Source organism: Mesorhizobium sp. WSM4830 (assembly GCF_055811495.1).
In genome coordinates this window covers 25,085-43,620 of sequence record NZ_JBVVQI010000035.1, presented here as the reverse complement: position 1 = coordinate 43,620, position 18,536 = coordinate 25,085, and the positions used below count along the sequence as shown (strand labels likewise).

The window sequence follows — 18,536 nt, the reverse complement described above, 5'->3', positions numbered from 1 at the left end:
CTCAGCCCAAAATGCCGGGCAGGTTGAGCTGGTTCTCCCTGGCGCACTCGATGGCGATGTCGTAGCCGGCATCGGCATGGCGCATGACGCCGGTCGCCGGGTCGTTCCACAAAACCCGCTCCAGGCGCTTCGCCGCCTCGGGCGTGCCGTCGGCGACGATGACCATGCCGGCATGCTGCGAAAAGCCCATGCCGACCCCGCCGCCATGGTGTAGCGACACCCAAGTGGCGCCGGAAGCCGTGTTGAGCAAGGCATTGAGCAACGGCCAGTCGGATACCGCATCCGAGCCGTCCTTCATTGCTTCCGTCTCGCGGTTCGGCGAGGCGACCGAGCCGGAATCGAGGTGGTCGCGGCCGATGACCACCGGCGCCTTCAGTTCGCCCCTGGCGACCATCTCGTTGAAGGCGAGGCCGAGCCGGTGGCGGTCGCCAAGGCCGACCCAGCAGATGCGCGCCGGCAGGCCCTGGAAGGCAATGCGCTCGCGCGCCATGTCGAGCCAGTTGTGCAGATGGGTGTTGCCGGGGGTCAGTTCGCGCACCTTGGCGTCGGTTTTGTAGATATCCTCGGGATCGCCGGAAAGCGCTGCCCAGCGGAACGGGCCGATGCCGCGGCAAAACAGCGGACGGATATATGCCGGCACGAAACCCGGGAAGGCAAAGGCATTCTCGAACCCCTCCTCCTTGGCGACCTGGCGAATGTTGTTGCCGTAGTCGAGCGTCGGCACGCCGGCGTTCCAGAACGCCACCATCGCCTCGACATGCTCGCGCATCGACGCGCGGGCAGCACTTTCAACGGCCTTCGGGTCGCTGGTGCGCTTGTCGCGCCACTCGGCCAGCGACCAGCCCTTGGGCAGATAGCCGTTGAGCGGGTCATGCGCCGAGGTCTGGTCGGTGACGATGTCGGGGCGCACGCCGCGCCGCACCAGTTCCGGCACGATGTCGGCGGTGTTGCCGACCAGGCCGACCGATTTCGCCTCACCGGCTTTGGTCCAGCGCTCAATCTTTTCCAGAGCCTCGTCGAGCGTGTCGGCGCGTTCGTCGACATAGCGGGTGCGCAGCCGGAAATCGATGCGGTCGGGATCGCATTCGACGGCCAGGCAGCAGGCGCCGGCCATGACCGCGGCGAGCGGCTGGGCGCCGCCCATGCCGCCGAGACCGCCGGTCAGGATCCATTTGCCCCTGAGATTGCCACCATAATGCTGGCGGCCGGCCTCGACGAAGGTCTCGTAGGTGCCCTGCACAATGCCTTGCGTGCCGATGTAGATCCACGAGCCGGCCGTCATCTGGCCGTACATCATCAGGCCCTTTCTATCGAGCTCGTTGAACTTCTCCCATGTCGCCCAGTGCGGCACCAGGTTCGAATTGGCGATCAGCACGCGCGGCGCATCAGGATGGGTGCGGAACACGCCGACCGGCTTGCCGGATTGCACCAGCAGCGTCTCGTCGTCTGCAAGCGTCTTCAGCGAAGCAACGATGCGGTCGAAATCGTTCCAGGTGCGCGCCGCCCGGCCGATGCCGCCATAGACGACCAGTTCGTTGGGGTTTTCGGCAACGTCGGGGTCGAGATTGTTCATCAGCATGCGCAACGGCGCTTCCGTCAGCCAGGTGCGGGCGTTGAGCTCGCTGCCGCGCGGGCTGCGCACTTCACGGATGTTGTGGCGAGGATCGGTCATGATTGTCCCTTTCGAGTGGGGTGCACCGCGCGTCAGCGTTCGGCCCAGGCGATCGCGGTTTCCAGGATATTTCTCAGCGTGACGCGGATCGGCGCTGCGAATTCGGCGTCGTAGGGCACCGGCCAATTGCCGGGCATGCCCTTGCCTTCGGGCTCGCGCAGATAGCCGCGGTTGGAGAGTTCCATCTGCAGCGCCTGGACGCCGGCTTGCGGCTGGCCGAAATGGCGCGTGATCCAACCGCCCTTGAAGCGGCCGTTAACGACGAAGCTCTCGCCGGTTTCGGCGAGAATCTGGCCAACCATCGCTTGCAGCGCCGGATCGGCGCTTTTGCCGTCATTGGTGCCGAGATTGAAGACCGGCAATTTGCCTTCGAAAAGGCGCGGCAGCACCGAGCGGATCGAATGGCAGTCATAGACGACGATCTTTCCATGCAAAGCGCGCAGCCTGTCGATCTCGGCCTGCAGCGCGGCATGATAGGGTACGAAGAATTTTTCGCGGCGTTCGTCGATCTCCGACGGTCCCGGCTCTTCGCCCTCACGGTAGAGCGGATCGCCGTCAAAGGTCTCGGTCGGGCAGAGACCGGTCGTCGTTTGGCCGGGATAGAGCGAAATGCCCGACGGATCGCGGTTGACGTCGATGACGGTGCGCGAAATCGCCGTATGCACGACCGTCGCGCCAAGGCTCTCGGCAAAGTCATAGAGCTTGTCGATCCACCAGTCACAGTCGCGGCGGCCGAGCCAGGGCGAGACCAGCCGGCTGTCGAGTCCGGCGAGGTCGATGCCGGTATGCGGGATCGAAACCAGCAGGGGTGCTGTGCCTCGGGTGACGGTGAGCCAGGAGGGTGAGGTCATCGGAAGTCTCCGCGCGACAGAACGCGACCTTGCAATTGTCCGTGAACACCGACCTCGTTTTTAATCGCTCGCAACGTATTTTGTTCTTGCTTTGTGCCGGCAGCTATGCTACTAATTTCGGTATGGTGCTGATTCGGCCCGACGACCCGCCCTCGAGGCGGGTTTTTTGTTTCTGACCTTGAAAGTTTCGGTGTTGCCGGGCTGAGGTCGGCGGGACAGCGCCCCCCTCTGTCCTGCCGGACATCTCCCCCTCCAGGGGGGAGATTGGCAGCTTCAGCCCTGCGTTCATTTCTGCAACGTTGGAGATTGGCGAAAGCAGTCGTGACCGCCAATCTCCCCACTAGAGGGGGAGATGTCCGGTAGGACAGAGGGGGGCGCGACGGAACACGGCCTGTCATGGCGAGCGGTCTCACGACGTCACCCCCGGCAGCTTTACCGCGCTTGCCGCTTCCACCGCCGCGCCGCTGCGTACCATGGCGATGGCCTTCTCCATGTCGGGGTGGAAGTGCCGGTCGTTGTCGAGATGCGGCACCTCGGCCCTGACCAGCCGGCGCACCGCCTCCAGTGCCGCGCTCGAGGCCAGCGGTGCGTGGAAATCGCAGCCTTGCGCGGCGGCCAGCAATTCGATGCCGATGACGGCCGTCGCATTCTCGACCAAGCCGATCAGCCGGCGCGCGCCATGCGCCGCCATCGAGACGTGGTCTTCCTGGTTGGCCGAGGTCGGGATCGAATCGACGCTGGCCGGATAGGCTTTTTGCTTGTTTTCAGAAACCAGTGCTGCCGCCGTCACCTGAGGGATCATGAAACCGGAATTCAAACCCGGCTTGGGCGTCAGAAAGGCCGGCATGCCGGACAGCGCCGGGTCGACCAGCATGGCGATGCGCCGCTCCGACAGCGAGCCGATCTCGCAGACAGCGAGCGCGATCATGTCGGCGGCGAAGGCCACCGGCTCGGCGTGGAAATTGCCGCCGGAAAGTGCTGAATCATCCTCGGCAAAGATCAGCGGATTGTCGGTGACGCCGTTGGCCTCGGTGCCGAGCGTGTCGGCGGCCTTGCGGAGCACGTCGAGTGCTGCGCCCATAACCTGCGGCTGGCAGCGCAGGCAGTATGGATCCTGCACGCGCTCGTCGCCGACCCGGTGCGATTCACGGATGGCGCTGCCGGCCATCAAATTGCGCAACGCCTCGGCCGTCTCGATCTGACCGCGATGCTTCCGGAGCAGATGGATACGTGGATCGAAGGGCGCGTCGGAGCCCTTGGCGGCATCGGTCGACAGCGCGCCGGCGACCAGCGCCGACTGGTAGAGCACTTCCGCCTCGAACAAAGCGGCAAGCGCGTAGGCGGTTGAAAACTGGGTGCCGTTGAGCAGCGCCAGGCCTTCCTTGGCGCCCAATGTCACCGGCTCCAGGCCGTGCGAAACAAAGGCGACCTTGGCGGGAAAGCGGCCATGCGGGGTGAAACATTCGCCGACGCCGATCATCACCGCGGTCATGTGCGACAGCGGCGCGAGGTCGCCGGAAGCGCCAACCGAGCCCTGCGCCGGCACCACGGGAATGACGTCGTTAGCCAGCATCGCTTCCAACAGTTCGATCGTCCGCGGCCGCACGCCGGAGGCGCCCTGGGCCAGGCTGGCCAGCTTCAGCGCCATCATCAGCCGGCAAATTGCGACGGGCATCGGCTCGCCGACGCCTGCGGCATGCGACAGCACGATGTTTCGCTGCAGCGTCTCGAGGTCGGCGGCGGGGATGCGGACGCTGGCCAGCTTGCCGAAGCCGGTGTTGATGCCATAGACCGGCTCGCCCTTGGCAACGATCCTGGCGACGGCCTCGGCGCTGGCCTTGATCTTCGGCCGGCAGGCATCGTCGAGCCTCAGTGCGGCGCCGCGATAGATGGCGCGCCAATCGGCCAGCGTCGCATTGCCTGGCCTTAGCTTGAGTTCGGTCATTGTCCCCTCCAGATGCGGGCATGCAGCGGGTTGAAGCCCATGCGGTAGACGAGCTCGGCCGGACGCTCGACATTCCAGATCGCCAGATCGGCGGATTTTCCGGCCTCCAGCGTGCCGGTCTGTCCAAGCAGCCCGAGCGCGCGGGCAGCCTCGCGCGTGACGCCAGCAAGGCATTCATCGACGGTCAGGCCGAACAATGTCGCCGCCATGTTCATGGTCAGCAGCAGCGAGGTCAGCGGCGACGTGCCGGGATTATTGTCGGTAGCAACGGCCATCCTGACGCCATGCTGGCGAAACAGGGCGATCGGCGGCTTCTTGGTCTCGCGGATGAAGTAGTAGGCGCCGGGCAAGATGGTCGCCACGGTTCCGGCCTTCGCCATCGCCGCTGCACCCGCCTCGTCGGTATATTCGAGGTGGTCGGCCGATAGCGCACCATAGCGCGCCGCAAGTTCGGCGCCGTGCAGATTGGACAGCTGGTCTGCATGAAGCTTGACCGGCAGGCCCGCCGCCTGCGCCGCATCGAACACGCGGGCGATCTGCTCGGGCCAAAAGGCGATGCCTTCGCAAAAACCGTCGACGGCATCGGCCAGGCCATCGGCAGCGACGGCCGGCAAAATCTGCTTTGCAACAAGATCGATGAAGGCGTCCTTATCGCCTTTTGCTTCGGGCGGCAGCGCATGAGCGCCGAGGAAAGTGGTCCTGACCGTCACCGGCCGCTCACCGCCAAGCCGTCGCGCGGCGCGCAGCGACTTCTTCTCGTTTTCGAGGTCGAGACCGTAGCCGGATTTGATCTCGACGGTGGTGACGCCTTCGGCGATCAGCGCATCGAGGCGCGGCAGCGACTGGGCGACCAGTTCGTCCTCGCTCGCCGCGCGCAACGCCTTGACCGAGGAAACGATGCCGCCGCCGGCCTTGGCAACCTCCTCATAGCTGGCGCCGGCCAGCCGCATCTCGAATTCATTGGCACGGTTGCCGGCGTGGACCAGATGGGTGTGGCAGTCGATCAGGCCGGGCGTGATCCAGCGGCCTTCGCAGTCGGTCGCCTCGGCGCCCTCTCGAAGTGCTGCCGGCATGTCGGCTTCCGGCCCGGCATAGACGATCCGGCCGTTGCGCACGGCGATTGCACCGTGCTCGACGACGCCTGACCCGGCGCTGCTTTCGGCCATGGTCGCGAGGCGCGCATTGCGCCAGAGGCGAACTTCCCCTGCCCGGCTTTTGCTCTGTGCAGCCATCATCTTTTCCGTTTCAATCGGTGACGATTATGTATATACATATCAAAAGGCACTGCAAGCGCTATCATCGCACGGCCAACCGGGATTTGGAGAAAAACGTGACGGCAATCTTTGCGGAACAGGCGCTTCTGTCCGACGGCTGGCACAGCAATGTGCGGATCGTCATCTCCGACGGCAGGATCGCCACGGTCGAGGCGAATACCTCGCTCCTGCCTGGCGACGAGCGCCATGCCATCCTTTTGTCCGGCATGCCGAACCTGCACAGCCACGCCTTCCAGCGCGGCATGGCCGGCCTTGCCGAATTGCGCGGCCCTTCCGCCGACAGTTTCTGGAGCTGGCGCGAGGTGATGTACCGTTTCGCGCTGTCGATGACGCCAGACCAGGTCGAGGCGGTCGCGGCCCAGCTCTATGTCGAGATGCTGGAGGCCGGGTTCTCGCGCGTCGGCGAGTTTCACTATCTCCACCACGACCGCGACGGCCGGCCCTATGCCAATATCGCCGAGATGGCGGAGCGTATCATTGCCGCAGCGTCCGAGACAGGCATCGGGCTGACTTTGCTGCCGGTGTTCTACGCGCATTCCTCTTTCGGCGGCGCTGCGCCAAATGAAGGCCAGCGGCGGTTCATCAATGATGTGAACCAGTTCTCGCGGCTTGTTGAGAAAGGCCGCGAATCCCTTCGCGGGTTGAATCAAGGCGTCGTCGGCGTTGCCCCGCACAGCCTGCGTGCCGTGACACCCGAGGAACTGGAAAACATCACGGTCATGGCGCCGGAGGGGCCGATCCACATCCATATCGCCGAGCAGATGAAGGAGGTGGAGGACTGCCTTGCCTGGTCCGGGGCGCGGCCGGTCGAATGGCTGCTTGCCAACGCCAAGGTCGACCAGCGCTGGTGCCTGATCCACGCCACCCACATGACCGACACCGAGACAGTGCAAATGGCGAAAAGCGGCTCCGTTGCCGGCCTCTGCCCGATCACTGAGGCCAATCTCGGCGACGGCACCTTTGCCGCGCCGCTCTTCATGCAGCATGGCGGCCGCTTCGGCATCGGTTCGGATTCAAACGTACTGATCGGCCTGCCGGACGAGTTGCGGCAACTCGAATATTCGCAACGCCTCGCCCACCGCGCCCGCAATGTGCTGGCGGTGGCCGGCGGCTCGACCGGCCGTGCGTTGTTCGATGCTGCACTCGATGGTGGCAGTGCCGCGCTGGGCGCCGGCCCTTCGCGGATCGCAGCAGGTGCCTCGGCCGATTTCGTCTCGCTCGACGGCAAGCATCCATCGCTGGCCGGCAAGATGGGCGATGCAATCCTTGACGCCTGGATTTTTGCCAGCGGCACCAAGATCGATTGCGTCTGGGTGCATGGCAAGAAACTGGTCAGCGGCGGCATGCATGCCAGGCGCGATGCTATCGCCGAGCGGTTCCGCAAGGTCATGACGGCGCTTTCGGCATGAGCATGATCGGAACAATAAGCGCGGATTCTGGAAGCGCGGACGGCGGCGAGGTTCTTTCGCTGCACCAGCGCATCCTGTCGGACATCAGCGAACGGATCCTGTCGGGCGCCTGGGCGCCCGGTCACCGCATCCCGTTCGAGCACGAACTGACGGCCGAATACAATTGTTCGCGCATGACGGTGAACAAAGCGCTGTCGCAACTGGCCAAGGCCGGGCTGATCGAGCGCCGGCGTCGTTCGGGCAGTTTTGTCCGCCGGCCGCAATCGCAGGCGGCCGTTCTCGAAATTCACGACATCCGGATCGAGGTCGAGGCGCTTGGCCTGCGCTATCGCTATGAGCGCGTGGCGCGAAACAGAAGGCGCAGCAGCGCCGACGACCGCGCGCTGCTGGAACTCGATGTCGCCGGGCCGGTGCTGGTGCTGGAATGCCGGCATTTCGCCGGCAACCGGCCGTTCGCCCACGAGCAGCGGCTGATCAACCTGTCTGCCGTGCCGGAGGCCGCCGAAGAGGCGTTTTTCGACACCGCGCCCGGTCCGTGGCTGATCGGGCGCGTGCCGTGGAGTGCCGCCGAGCATCGCATTCGCGCGGTTGCCGCCGAAAAGCACATCGCGGCGGCACTCGACATCGAGACCGGCGCGCCGTGCCTGGTGATCGAGCGACGGACATGGAGCGCCGAGCACCCCGTCACCCATGTCCGGTTCACCTATGCGGCAGAGAACCACACGCTGGTGGCGCGGTTCACGCCGTCGCAGGGGTGAGCTCCTAACCCTCCCCCTTGAGGGGAGGGTCGCGGAGCAAATTGCCGCACGGCGGCATTTTGTGACGCGGGGTGGGGTCGGAGCAACCTCGCCGACCCCACCCCGTCTCGCAGTCTCCGCTTCGCTTCGACTACTCGCCGACCCTCCCCTCGAGGGGGAGGGTTAGAGCCGCATTCTCAAATCGCCGCAGTAATAATAATCTCGACCAGATATTCCGGTCCGGCAAGTTTCGCTTCGCCGGTGGCGCGGGCCGGCGTGTTGCCCTGTGGTACCCATTTGTCCCACTCCGCGTTCATCTCGGCAAAGGTGCTCATGTCGGCCAGCCAGATGATCGCCTGCAGGATCTTGGTCTTGTCGGTGCCGGCCTTGGCCAGCAATTCGTCGATCGCCGCCAGAATGTCCCTGGTCTGGGCACCGACGTTTCCGCCCGGCTTGCCGACCTGACCGGCCAGATAGACGGTGTTGCCGTGGATGACGATCTGGCTCATGCGCGGGCCTACATCGATGCGACGAATGCTCATTGGATATTCCTTCTCCTCTTGTCAGCTGCGCCTGTTTAGGGGCCGGGTTCGCCGGGGGCAAGGTGGCTCGAGCGGAACCTCTTGAGCCAAGCCAAAGCACACAACAAGACGGTCCGGCCGCAATTCCGCCCGATTGGCTTGTTGACTAATGTAATAACATCACATATCGAATCCGCCCCTGCAGCACCGATCGTCGCCCCATGGATCGTCACATGAGCCAAACCTGCCTGACCTTCCGCGACCTGACGCTGGGCTACAACAGCCACCCAGCGATCCACCACCTCGATGGTACGATCCGCAAGGGGTCGTTGACGGCGGTCGTCGGCGCCAACGGCTCCGGCAAGTCGACGCTGATGAAGGGCATCGTCGGCGTCCTGAAGCCGATGGCCGGTGCGGTGATCCGGGCACCCGGCGTGCGCGCCGCCTATCTGCCGCAGCAATCGGAACTGGACCGCTCCTTTCCGGCCCGGGTCGTCGACCTGGTTTCGCTGGGCCTGTGGCCGCGGCGCGGCATGCTCGGCCGTTATACAAGAGAAGACCGCGACTCGGTCAGCAAGGCGCTGATGGCCGTCGGCCTCGGCGGTTTCGAGAAGCGCCCGATCGACACGTTGTCAGGCGGCCAGCTGCAGCGCACCCTGTTTGCCCGCGTGCTGTTGCAGGATGCCGAGCTCATCCTGCTCGACGAGCCGTTCAATGCCGTCGACAGCAAGACCGTCGGCGACCTGATCGCGCTGATCAAGCGCTGGCACGGCGAGGAACGCACAATCTTGGTGGTCGTCCACGATCTCGATCTGGTGCGGCAGAATTTCCCCGAAACGCTGCTCCTGGCGCGCCAGCCGGTCGCCTGGGGCGAGACCAAAGAGACGCTGCGGCCGGAGAATCTGTTGCGCGCGCGCCGCTTCCACGAAGCCTGGGAAGACAACGCGCCTTGGTGTGAGCCCGGCGAGCATGATCACGAGCACGGCAGCCACGAGCACAGCCACGACCATCATCACGGCTCCGGGCCGAGGGCGGCATGATGGACGTGCTTTATGGTCTTTTCGTCGCTCCTTTCGCCGACTACGCCTTCATGCAGCGGGCGCTCGCTGGTTCGATGATGTTATCGCTCGGCGCTTGCCCGGTCGGCGTGTTCCTGATGCTGCGGCGCATGAGCCTGTCAGGCGACGCCATGGCGCATGCCATCCTGCCCGGAGCTGCCGCGGGCTTCCTGTTCTATGGCCTGGAAATCCTGCCGATGACGATCGGCGGACTGATCGCCGGCATCATCGTGGCGCTCGGCGCCGGCGCCGTCTCGCGCTTCACCATCCAGCGCGAGGACGCCTCGATGGCGGCCTTCTATCTGATTTCGCTGGCTATCGGCGTGCTCATGGTGTCGGTCCGCGGCTCCAGCGTCGATCTCATGCATGTGCTGTTCGGCACCGTGCTGGCGCTCAACAACGAGGCGCTAACGCTGATCGGCGGCATCGTATCGGTGACGCTGGCCAGCCTCGCCATCTTCTGGCGGGCGCTCGTCGCCGAATGCCTCGACCCTTTGTTCCTGCGCTCGGTCAGCCGGATGGGCAGCCCGGTGCATTTCATCTTTCTCGGCCTCGTCGTGCTCAACCTCGTCGGCGGCTTCCAGGCGCTCGGCACCTTGCTGTCGGTCGGGCTGATGATGCTGCCGGCAGCGGCCGCCCGTTTCTGGACCTCGCGCGTCGAGCCTATGTGCGTGCTGGCCACAGTGATCGGCTTTGCCTCCTGCATTGCCGGACTGCTGTTATCCTACCATGCATCGCTGCCCTCCGGCCCGGCCATCATCCTGTCCGCCGGCGTCGTCTATTTCGCCTCGATCCTGTTCGGCACGCGCGGCATCCTGCGCGCCCGCATCGTCCATCACCGCCACAGAACTGCCTGATCCCAACAAGGAGAACCTGTCCATGCTGAAATCGATCCGCGCCGCATTGGCCGTGAGCGTTATAACATTAACCGCCCTTAGCGCGTCGTCGGCCTTTGCTGAGCCGTTGAAAGTGGTCGCCAGCTTCACCATCATCGCCGATTTCGCCAAAAATGTCGGCGGCGACAGGATCGATCTGACCACCATCGTCGGGCCGGACGGCGACGCCCATGTCTACGAGCCGAGTCCCGCCGATGCGGTGGCGATGGCCAAGGCCGACATCGTGCTGGTCAACGGCCTGCATTTCGAAGGTTTTCTGCAGCGCCTGGTCGACGCGAGCGCCACCAAGGCTTCGATTGCCGTGCTGACCAAGGGGGTAACGCCGATCAATTTCAAACCCGAATTCGCCGAGGCCGATGCCGCCGAAGGCGCGGAAACCGATGGTGGCAAGACGGTCACCGATCCGCATGCCTTCCAGTCGATCGCCAATGCCAAGATCTATGTGAAGAACATCGCCGACGCCTTTTGCACGGCCGACGCTGCGGGTTGCGACAGCTACAAAGCCAATGCAGCCGCCTATACGCAAAAGCTCGATATGCTTGAGGGCGAAGTGCAGGCGGCGATCCAGTCGATCCCGCAAGAGAAGCGCGTCGTCATCACCTCGCACGACGCCTTCGGCTATTTCGAAAAGGCCTACGGCTTGACGTTCCTGGCCCCGGAAGGCGTGTCGACCGAGTCGGAGCCCTCCGCCGCCGACGTGGCCAAGCTGGTCGGCCAGGTGAAGCAGGACAAGGCGGCGGCGATCTTCGTCGAGAACATCACCAACCCGCGGCTGATCGAGCAGATCGCCAGCGAGACCGGCATCAAGGTGGGCGGCACGCTCTATTCCGATGCGCTGTCACAGCCCGACGGCCCGGCCGCGACCTATATCGACCTGATGCACAACAACATCGCCCAGATCAAAGGCGCGATCCTCGGCAGCTGAGCCGACCGATCCGGTTCATCCGGCCGGGCTGGCGCATGATGCGTCCTGGCGACGTGCGGCGTTAGTCCGGCTGGATTTCCGGCATCGAAATCTCTATCTGCGCGGATGGATTTCTTTTCGCGCGGATTGCCGACCGGGTCAGGGAGTGGCAAGACTGCCGCTAACCAGATTGCGAGGACACCGCCATGGAATACCGTCAGATCAGCGAGGACTATTCGGTCTCCGGCCAGATCCAGCCCGAGGATGTCGCGACCATCAAGGCCGCCGGCTTCAAGAGCGTGATCTGCAACCGGCCGGACGACGAGCAGCCGGGACAGCCGTCGGCCGACACCGTCAAGGCGGCGGTCGAGGGCGCTGGGCTCGCCTTCCGCTACATCCCGGTCATCAGCGGCCAGATCACGGCCGAGAATGTCGAGGACCAGGCCGAGGCGCTCGACGAACTCGAGGGCCCGGTCTTCGCCTATTGCCGGTCCGGCGCCCGCTGCACCAATCTTTATGGGCTGATCCAGCAGCAGAAGGGGTGACTGGCTAGCCGCCGCGATCCTTCGCACCCCCCTCTGTCCTGCCGGACATCTCCCCCGCAAGTGGGGAGATTGGATGCCGCGTTGGCTTTCGCCAATTTTCAATGTTGCGGAGTGGGGCACGAGGTCAGAGCTGCCGATCTCCCCCCTTGCGGGGGAGATGGCCGGCAGGCCAGACGGGGGTGCTGTCCCTCCGACATATCGCGCTCAATTCACCCAGCCTAAATCGGCAGCGCGCCGGTTTCCTTTAGCGTCTCCAGCACGATCGCCGTCTTCACGTGCTGCACCGATTCGTGCGGCAGGAGCACGCTGTTGACGAATTCCGACAATGATTTGAGATCGGGCGTCACCACCTTCAATATGTAGTCCATCTCGCCCGTCAGCGCATGCGCCTCCTGCACCTGCGGCAGCCGCGCGACCAATTCGCCGAAACGCCGCGCATTGTCGCGGTTGTGGGTGGCGAGCGTCACCGAAATGACGTTGACCAGGGAAAAGCCGAGCTTGTCGCGGTCGAGCACTGCCCGGTAGCCCTTGATATAACCGTCCTCCTCCAGCCGCTGGCGACGGCGCGAGCATTGCGACGCTGACAGGTTCACCCGTTCCGACAGGTCGTTGTTGGTCAGCCGTGCATCGCCCTGCAGCAGAGCCATTATCTTGCGGTCAAACTGGTCGATGCGCGCCTCATCCATGAATTTCGGCTCCGCAGTGCACAACTCGCGCATGACCAGACCATTTCAAGCGTTTGAATGCAAGCAATTTGCACTCGCTCCGCGCTATGATTGGGCAGAAATGGCCGACGCGGCCAATGCCAGATTTCGGGCCAGATTTCGGAGCAATGCCATGGGTCCCTTCCCGCACGACGCACCGCCCGCCAAGATCAGCAAAACCAATCCCGCCGGTACCGACGGCTTCGAATTCGTCGAATTCGCGCATGCCGAGCCGGAAAAGCTCGCCGAGCTGTTCACCCGCATGGGTTATGTGCCGGTGGCCAAGCACCGCAGCAAGGACATCACCGTCTGGCGGCAGGGCGACATCAACTATGTCGTCAATGCCGAGCCCGGCTCGCATGCGATGAAATTCGTCGATAAGCACGGCCCTTGCGCGGCCTCGATGGCGTGGCGGGTGGTCGATGCCAGGCATGCCTTCGATCACGCGGTGGCCAAGGGCGCGACGCCCTATGAAGGCGCCGACAAGGCGCTTGATGTACCGGCGATCGTCGGTATCGGCGGATCGCTGCTCTATTTCATCGAAACCTACGGCGAGAAGGGCTCGGCCTATGACGCCGAGTTCGACTGGCTGGGCGAGCGTGACCCCAGGCCGGAAGGCGTCGGCTTCTATTATCTCGACCACCTGACCCACAATGTCTATCGCGGCCAGATGGACAGATGGTGGGATTTCTACCGCGACCTGTTCGGTTTCAAGCAGATCCATTTCTTCGACATCGACGGCAAGATCACCGGCCTGGTCAGCCGCGCCATCACCTCGCCCTGCGGCAAGATCCGCATCCCGCTGAACGAGTCCAAGGACGAGACCAGCCAGATCGCCGAATATCTGAAGAAGTACAATGGCGAGGGCATCCAGCACATCGCCGTCGGCACCGACGACATTTATGGCGCCACCGACAGGCTGGCCGCCAACGGCCTGAAGTTCATGCCGGGACCGCCGGAGACCTATTACGAGATGTCTTATGCCCGTGTGAACGGCCATGAAGAGCCGATCGAGCGCATGAAGAAGCACGGTATCCTGATCGACGGCGAAGGCGTCGTCGACGGCGGCACGACCAAGATCCTGCTGCAGATTTTTTCGAAAACCGTGATCGGCCCGATCTTCTTCGAGTTCATCCAGAGGAAGGGCGACGAAGGTTTTGGCGAGGGCAATTTCCGCGCTCTGTTCGAATCGATCGAGCAGGACCAGATCAAGCGCGGCGTGCTGAAGGTGGACGGCAAGGCAGCGTAGCCAGCTCGGCCGAGGTGGCTTGTGGTTTGATCAGTTATGACCTAAATTCTGGTCATAAAGGATCGCGTCATGAATGTTTCCATTGCCGAAGCCAAAGCCAAATTGTCGGAACTCGTCAGCCGCGCGGAAGCCGGCGAGGAGATCGTGCTCACACGCCACGGCAAGGTGGCGGCGCGTATCGTACCTCCGGCAGTGGCCGAATCCCTGCCGCGCATCGGCGCATTGAAGGGCAAGATCTGGATTGCGGACGATTTTGATGAACTCGGTCCCGAGTGGGATGAGTACGTGAAATGACGGTCGGCCCGTTTCTCGCCGACACACACATCATCCTCTGGTCGATTTCGGACGATCGGCGTCTCAGCGAGCACCACCGCGCTATTCTGGCTTCGGAAGCGGTGGTGTTCGCGAGCGCGGCAAGCGTCTGGGAAATCGCCATCAAACGTTCGATCAGAAAACTCGATGCGCCGGACGACCTGTCGACGCTGCTTCCAAGGATGCAATTTCAGCCGCTCGCCGTTACCTATCAGCACGCAAACGCCGTCGGCAGCCTACCCCACCACCATGGTGATCCGTTCGACAGACTTCTGATTGCGCAGGCGCAAATGGAGAATCTCACCATCCTTACATCCGACCCGCATTTCGCCAGTTACGATGTGGCTTTGGCATAATTAGCCAAGCAGTTGGTCTCGCAGTCCCAGCCGCTCGACTTCGGCTTTCCTCAACTTAACATCGTAATCGAGGAAGAACTCGTCGAGTTGCGGCGGCGCGACCGAGGTGCCGGACAGCATCGCGTGCACCTGGCCGCGATGATGGATGTCGTGGATGAAGAGATGGGCGAGCAGGTCGCCGATGCGCTCAGGGATCATACCGTCCTCGCGCCGGTCGGTGACGACGCGGCGCTCGATATCGTCCGTCGACAGGCGGTCGCAAAAAGCGATCAGCCGCCGGTCGGCCTCCGCCCGCTTGCCGACGAGCGCGTCCGCTTCGTCGAAGAGCAAGAACTCATCATAGGCCGCGGCGCCGAGGCCGCCCTCTTCGAGAAAATCGAGATAGAGATAATCGACCGCCAGGATATGGTTCAGCGTTGCCTTGATCGATGGGAAGAAGCTGGTTCGTTCGGCCTCGAATTCGCCAGGCTCAAGCTGCAGCACGGCACGATAGAGCCGGTCGTTGGACCACAGATTGTTGCGCGCCATGCGGCGGAAATGACCGAGCAGGTCCATGACTTCACGCCGGTAACTGGACCAAAGACACACCTGCCCACATGAGAGCAAATCCAGCGAGAACAATCAGCAGCAGCCCGATCATGCGCCGCCGCATGGCCTGCGTTTCCTCGTCGCCTGCGACGTTCGTGTTGGTGACGGTGTGGAACATCATCGCCTTGCGCGGAAAGCCGCTGCGATTGGTCAGGCCGGGCGAGCGCGCCTCGATGCGATAGCTCAGCCGGATCGCCAGGATGAAGATCGCCAGCATGGCAAGTGCCCAGACACCGCACAGCAGATAGAATGTCTCGCCCGTCACTCTCTTGCCCCCTCGTATTTCTCGACCTTCTGCTCGATGGCGCCGAAGATCGAATGCCCGCCCCTGTCCTTCATCTCGATGCGCACGGTATCACCAAAGCGCAGGAACGGCGTTTTCGGTTCGCCGGCTTCGATGGTCTCGATCATACGCAACTCGGCGATACAGGAATAGCCGGCGCCGCCTGCCGAGACAGGCTTGCCCGGCCCGCCATCGAGCTTGTTGGAGACGGTGCCCGAACCGACAATGGTGCCGGCAGCCAGCGGCCGCGTTTTTGCGGCATGAACAATCAACGCCGGAAAGTCGAAGGTCATGTCGATGCCGGCGTTCGCCCGGCCGAACGGTTTGCCGTTGACATCGACCAACAGCGGCAGGCTGACCTTGCCGCCGTCCCAGGCATCGCCGAGTTCGTCCGGCGTTACCGCCACCGGCGAAAAGGCTGATGACGGTTTCGACTGGTAGAAGCCGAACCCCTTGGCGAGTTCGGGTCCGGTCAGGCCGCGCAGCGTCACGTCGTTGACCAGCATGACCAGCCGGATCGCTGCCCGCGCCTCATCGAGGCCTGCACCCATCGGCACGTCGTCGACAATGACAGCGACCTCGCCTTCCAGGTCGATGCCAAGGGTCTCGTCGGTCATGCGGATTGGGTCGCGCGGTGCGAGGAAAGCGTCCGAGCCGCCCTGGTAGATCAGCGGATCGGTCCAGAAGCTTGCCGGCATCTCGGCGCCGCGCGCCTTCCGCACCAGCTCGACGTGGTTCACATAGGCCGAGCCGTCGGCCCATTGGTAGGCGCGCGGCAGCGGCGAATGGGCGTCATGCTCGTGAAAGCGGGCCGACGGCACTGCATTATTCTCCAGAGATTCGGCCATCGCAGCGAGATGCGGCGCGATCCGATGCCAGTCGTCGAGCGCGGCCTGCAGCGTCCGCACCAGGAACGAAGCGTCGGTAAACCGCGTCAGGTCGCGCGAGACAACGACGATCTTTCCGTCGCGCGTCCCGTCCTTCAATGTGGCAAGCTTCATGCGGTTTCCTCTCCTGGCGCAGCTTTGGCGCTGCTTAATTCCACAACAAGGCCGTCGCGGGCGATCGTCAAGTCGCCGGCCCATGTTTTCCTGACGGCGGCAATCCAGTCGGCCTCGCCAATCTCGGGATCGTCGGCCGGAATGAGGTGGTTGAGGACCAGTCTTTTGACGCCTGCATCGCTGGCGATGCGGCCGGCCTCCTCGGCAAAGCTATGGCTGGCAAGCAGGTGTTCTCTTAGCCTTGCACCATTGCCGGTCTTAGCAACCAGCCGCTCGATGCCTTCTTCCAGCACGGCCTCGTGGACCAGAACGTCGGCGCCCTCGGCGAAATCCGCCAATGGCGGAAAGAACGCCGTATCCGACGAAAAGACGACGCCTTGCCCCGCATGATCGAAGCGCAGCGCAAAGCAGTCCGTCACCGGCGGGTGGTCGACGCGCAAGGCCGATATTTTGAGACCGCGCTCTTCGGCCACTTGGCCTTCAGCAAACTCGACGATCGACACCAGGTCGCGGAGATCCGGCCTGCCTTCATCGGCGATGCGGATCTCGATGTCGAATTCCATTGCCTGGCAAAAGCGCTGCCAATAATGGCCGATGCCGGGCGGGCCGAACAAAGTGACGGGCGCCGCCAGGCCGGCCGTCCAGGCGGTGTGGATGAGAGGTCCGAGTTCCAGCACATGGTCGGAGTGCAAATGCGTGATGAAGATCAGGTCGAGCGCCTTCAGACTGACGCCGGCGTCGGTCAACCCGCGCGTTACGCCCAGCCCGCAATCGACGACGAGGGTGCGGCCGCCAATCTCCAGCAGCGACGAACTCGGCCACGGTCCGCCCGGCCGGAGCGCCGGACCACCCTTCGAGCCGAGAAGCACCAGACGATCCGTCATGCGACGGCGCTCAAGACCAGTCGCCCTCGGGCGTGCCGTTGAAGCGTTTCTTCAGATCGGCCCAGCAGTCGATGTAATTGTCCTGCCGGGTTTCGAGCTCGGCGCCATAGCGGGTCACCATCTGCGGAAAGCGTGTCTCGAACATGAAGGCCATGGTGTTGTCGAGCTTGACCGGTTTCAGCTCCGCGCGCGAGGCTTTTTCGAAGCCAGACGCATCGGGTCCGTGAGCCAGCATCATGTTGTGCAGGCTGATGCCGCCGGGCACGAAGCCCTCTTCCTTGGCATCGTACTGGCCGTGGATCAGGCCCATGAACTCGCTCATGATGTTGCGGTGATACCAGGGCGGCCGGAAAGTGTTTTCCGCCACAAGCCAGCGCGGCGGGAAGATGACGAAATCGGTATTGGCGGTGCCTTCCTCGCCGCTCGGCGCGGTCAGCACGGTGAAGATCGATGGATCGGGGTGGTCGAACAGGATCGCGCCGACCGGCGAAAAGGTCGCAAGATCATATTTGTAGGGCGAATAATTGCCGTGCCACGCCACCACATCCAGCGGCGAATGGTCGATCTCGGTGACATGGAACTGACCACACCATTTCGCGATCAGCCGGCACGGCGTCTCCTTGTCCTCGAACCAGGCACAGGGTGTCTTGAAATCGCGCGGATTGGCCAGGCAGTTGGCGCCGATCGGGCCGCGATCCGGCAGCGTCAGCTTGGCGCCGTAATTCTCGCAGACATAGCCGCGCACTTCGGCATCCACCAGTTCGACCTTGAACACCAGACCACGCGGCAGCACGGCAATCTCGCCCGGCCTGAGTTCGATAACACCCATCTCGGTGACGAAGCGCAAGGCTCCAACCTGGGGCACGACCAGCAACTCGCCGTCGGCGTTGAAGAAATGATCGTCGGCCATCGAACGGTTGGCGACATAGACATGCGCCGCCATGCCGGTTTGGCCGAGCACGTCGCCGGCGGTGGTGATCGAGCGCATGCCGGCGATGAAGTCTGTCGGTACCTTCGGCATGGGTACGGGGCTCCAGCGGTACTGGCCGAGAGCGAGCTGGTGGTCGCCGACATTCGGCGCGCTTTTCCAAAGCGGATAATTCGCCGCTTTGAAGCGACCGGTGTGCCTGACGCTCGGCCTTATCCGATAGAGCCAGGAGCGCTCATTGGTGCCGCGCGGCGCAGTGAAAGGAGAGCCCGACAGCTGCTCCGCATAGAGGCCATAGGCCGGCCGTTGCGGCGAGTTTCGCCCCTGCGGCAGCGAGCCCGGCAAAGTCTCGGTTTCGAAGTCATTGCCGAAACCCGGCATGTAGGAAAAGGCCATGGCATCCTCCCGAATTCGTAGTC

The 18,536-nt window shown here is 63.6% G+C and carries 20 protein-coding genes; 9 read left to right on the top strand and 11 right to left on the bottom strand.

Going from position 1 to position 18,536, the window contains the following annotated elements; genetic code table 11:
• Position 1 precedes the first annotated feature (1 nt).
• The 4 genes from hutU to hutI all read right to left on the bottom strand — a co-directional run bounded on the left by hutU (position 2) and on the right by hutI (position 5,700).
• The gene (hutU, locus tag AC0L2Y_RS29725) at positions 2-1,672 is read right to left on the bottom strand and encodes a urocanate hydratase (protein ID WP_473561382.1); all 1,671 of its coding nucleotides are present in this window, start codon (positions 1,670-1,672) and stop codon (positions 2-4) included.
• Positions 1,673-1,704: 32 nt separating this feature from the next.
• The gene (gene hutG / locus AC0L2Y_RS29720) at positions 1,705-2,523 is read right to left on the bottom strand and encodes an N-formylglutamate deformylase (protein WP_473561380.1); all 819 of its coding nucleotides are present in this window, start codon (positions 2,521-2,523) and stop codon (positions 1,705-1,707) included.
• 409 nt (positions 2,524-2,932) lie between these two features.
• Entirely contained in the window at positions 2,933-4,468 is a 1,536-nt protein-coding gene (hutH, locus tag AC0L2Y_RS29715) for a histidine ammonia-lyase (protein WP_473561379.1), read from the bottom strand.
• The gene (hutI, locus tag AC0L2Y_RS29710; protein WP_473561375.1) at positions 4,465-5,700 is read right to left on the bottom strand and encodes an imidazolonepropionase; all 1,236 of its coding nucleotides are present in this window, start codon (positions 5,698-5,700) and stop codon (positions 4,465-4,467) included. Before hutI ends, hutH begins: the two co-directional genes overlap by 4 nt.
• Positions 5,701-5,798: 98 nt before the next feature.
• On the opposite strand from hutI, the gene AC0L2Y_RS29705 reads away from it, so the two are divergent.
• Both AC0L2Y_RS29705 and hutC read left to right on the top strand, forming a co-directional pair.
• On the top strand, positions 5,799-7,151 hold the full coding sequence (locus AC0L2Y_RS29705) for a formimidoylglutamate deiminase (protein ID WP_473561373.1): 1,353 nt from the start codon (positions 5,799-5,801) through the stop codon (positions 7,149-7,151).
• Positions 7,148-7,909, top strand: a complete 762-nt coding sequence (hutC, locus tag AC0L2Y_RS29700; protein WP_473561372.1) for a histidine utilization repressor — start codon at positions 7,148-7,150, stop codon at positions 7,907-7,909. Before AC0L2Y_RS29705 ends, hutC begins: the two co-directional genes overlap by 4 nt.
• Before the next feature lie 176 nt (positions 7,910-8,085).
• Here the strand turns inward: hutC and AC0L2Y_RS29695 are convergent, their stop codons facing one another.
• Positions 8,086-8,430: a RidA family protein gene (locus tag AC0L2Y_RS29695; RefSeq protein ID WP_473561371.1), complete on the bottom strand. Its 345-nt coding sequence runs from the start codon at positions 8,428-8,430 to the stop codon at positions 8,086-8,088.
• A 212-nt stretch (positions 8,431-8,642) separates the two neighbouring features.
• On the opposite strand from AC0L2Y_RS29695, the gene aztA reads away from it, so the two are divergent.
• From aztA to AC0L2Y_RS29675, 4 genes are all read left to right on the top strand, one after another.
• Complete coding sequence (aztA, locus tag AC0L2Y_RS29690) at positions 8,643-9,449, top strand: zinc ABC transporter ATP-binding protein AztA (protein WP_473561369.1); 807 nt, start codon at positions 8,643-8,645, stop codon at positions 9,447-9,449.
• Entirely contained in the window at positions 9,449-10,324 is an 876-nt protein-coding gene (aztB, locus tag AC0L2Y_RS29685; protein ID WP_473561387.1) for a zinc ABC transporter permease AztB, read from the top strand. Before aztA ends, aztB begins: the two co-directional genes overlap by 1 nt.
• A gap of 22 nt (positions 10,325-10,346) precedes the next feature.
• Positions 10,347-11,288 carry a zinc ABC transporter substrate-binding protein AztC gene (gene aztC / locus AC0L2Y_RS29680; RefSeq protein ID WP_473561367.1) on the top strand — a complete coding sequence of 314 codons (942 nt, stop codon included), beginning with the start codon at positions 10,347-10,349 and terminating at the stop codon, positions 11,286-11,288.
• Positions 11,289-11,473: 185 nt separating this feature from the next.
• On the top strand, positions 11,474-11,812 hold the full coding sequence (locus AC0L2Y_RS29675) for a protein tyrosine phosphatase family protein (RefSeq protein ID WP_352525398.1): 339 nt from the start codon (positions 11,474-11,476) through the stop codon (positions 11,810-11,812).
• Between the two features lie 218 nt (positions 11,813-12,030).
• Here the strand turns inward: AC0L2Y_RS29675 and AC0L2Y_RS29670 are convergent, their stop codons facing one another.
• A complete protein-coding gene (locus AC0L2Y_RS29670; protein WP_254817488.1) occupies positions 12,031-12,498 on the bottom strand; it encodes an Lrp/AsnC family transcriptional regulator in 468 nt (155 codons plus the stop codon).
• 151 nt (positions 12,499-12,649) lie between these two features.
• Between AC0L2Y_RS29670 and hppD the strand changes: the two genes are divergently transcribed.
• The 3 genes from hppD to AC0L2Y_RS29655 all read left to right on the top strand — a co-directional run bounded on the left by hppD (position 12,650) and on the right by AC0L2Y_RS29655 (position 14,433).
• Positions 12,650-13,765, top strand: a complete 1,116-nt coding sequence (hppD, locus tag AC0L2Y_RS29665; RefSeq protein ID WP_473561365.1) for a 4-hydroxyphenylpyruvate dioxygenase — start codon at positions 12,650-12,652, stop codon at positions 13,763-13,765.
• Between the two features lie 69 nt (positions 13,766-13,834).
• A complete protein-coding gene (locus AC0L2Y_RS29660) occupies positions 13,835-14,059 on the top strand; it encodes a type II toxin-antitoxin system Phd/YefM family antitoxin (protein WP_023717195.1) in 225 nt (74 codons plus the stop codon).
• On the top strand, positions 14,056-14,433 hold the full coding sequence (locus tag AC0L2Y_RS29655) for a type II toxin-antitoxin system VapC family toxin (RefSeq protein ID WP_473561364.1): 378 nt from the start codon (positions 14,056-14,058) through the stop codon (positions 14,431-14,433). Before AC0L2Y_RS29660 ends, AC0L2Y_RS29655 begins: the two co-directional genes overlap by 4 nt.
• Here the strand turns inward: AC0L2Y_RS29655 and AC0L2Y_RS29650 are convergent, their stop codons facing one another.
• Genes AC0L2Y_RS29650 through hmgA form a run of 5 tightly spaced genes read right to left on the bottom strand, consistent with a single transcriptional unit; the run spans position 14,434 to position 18,513 of the window.
• Positions 14,434-14,988, bottom strand: coding sequence for a DinB family protein (locus AC0L2Y_RS29650; RefSeq protein WP_473561362.1), 555 nt, complete (start codon positions 14,986-14,988; stop codon positions 14,434-14,436).
• A gap of 4 nt (positions 14,989-14,992) precedes the next feature.
• Entirely contained in the window at positions 14,993-15,286 is a 294-nt protein-coding gene (locus tag AC0L2Y_RS29645; protein WP_352490144.1) for a hypothetical protein, read from the bottom strand.
• The gene (locus AC0L2Y_RS29640; RefSeq protein WP_473561361.1) at positions 15,283-16,305 is read right to left on the bottom strand and encodes a fumarylacetoacetate hydrolase family protein; all 1,023 of its coding nucleotides are present in this window, start codon (positions 16,303-16,305) and stop codon (positions 15,283-15,285) included. Before AC0L2Y_RS29640 ends, AC0L2Y_RS29645 begins: the two co-directional genes overlap by 4 nt.
• Entirely contained in the window at positions 16,302-17,189 is an 888-nt protein-coding gene (locus AC0L2Y_RS29635; RefSeq protein WP_473561359.1) for an MBL fold metallo-hydrolase, read from the bottom strand. The genes AC0L2Y_RS29640 and AC0L2Y_RS29635 overlap by 4 nt, the downstream gene beginning before the upstream one ends.
• A 10-nt stretch (positions 17,190-17,199) precedes the next feature.
• Positions 17,200-18,513 (bottom strand): homogentisate 1,2-dioxygenase, encoded by a 1,314-nt coding sequence (gene hmgA, locus AC0L2Y_RS29630; protein WP_473561358.1) that lies wholly within the window; start codon positions 18,511-18,513, stop codon positions 17,200-17,202.
• Between the last annotated feature and the right edge of the window lie 23 nt (positions 18,514-18,536).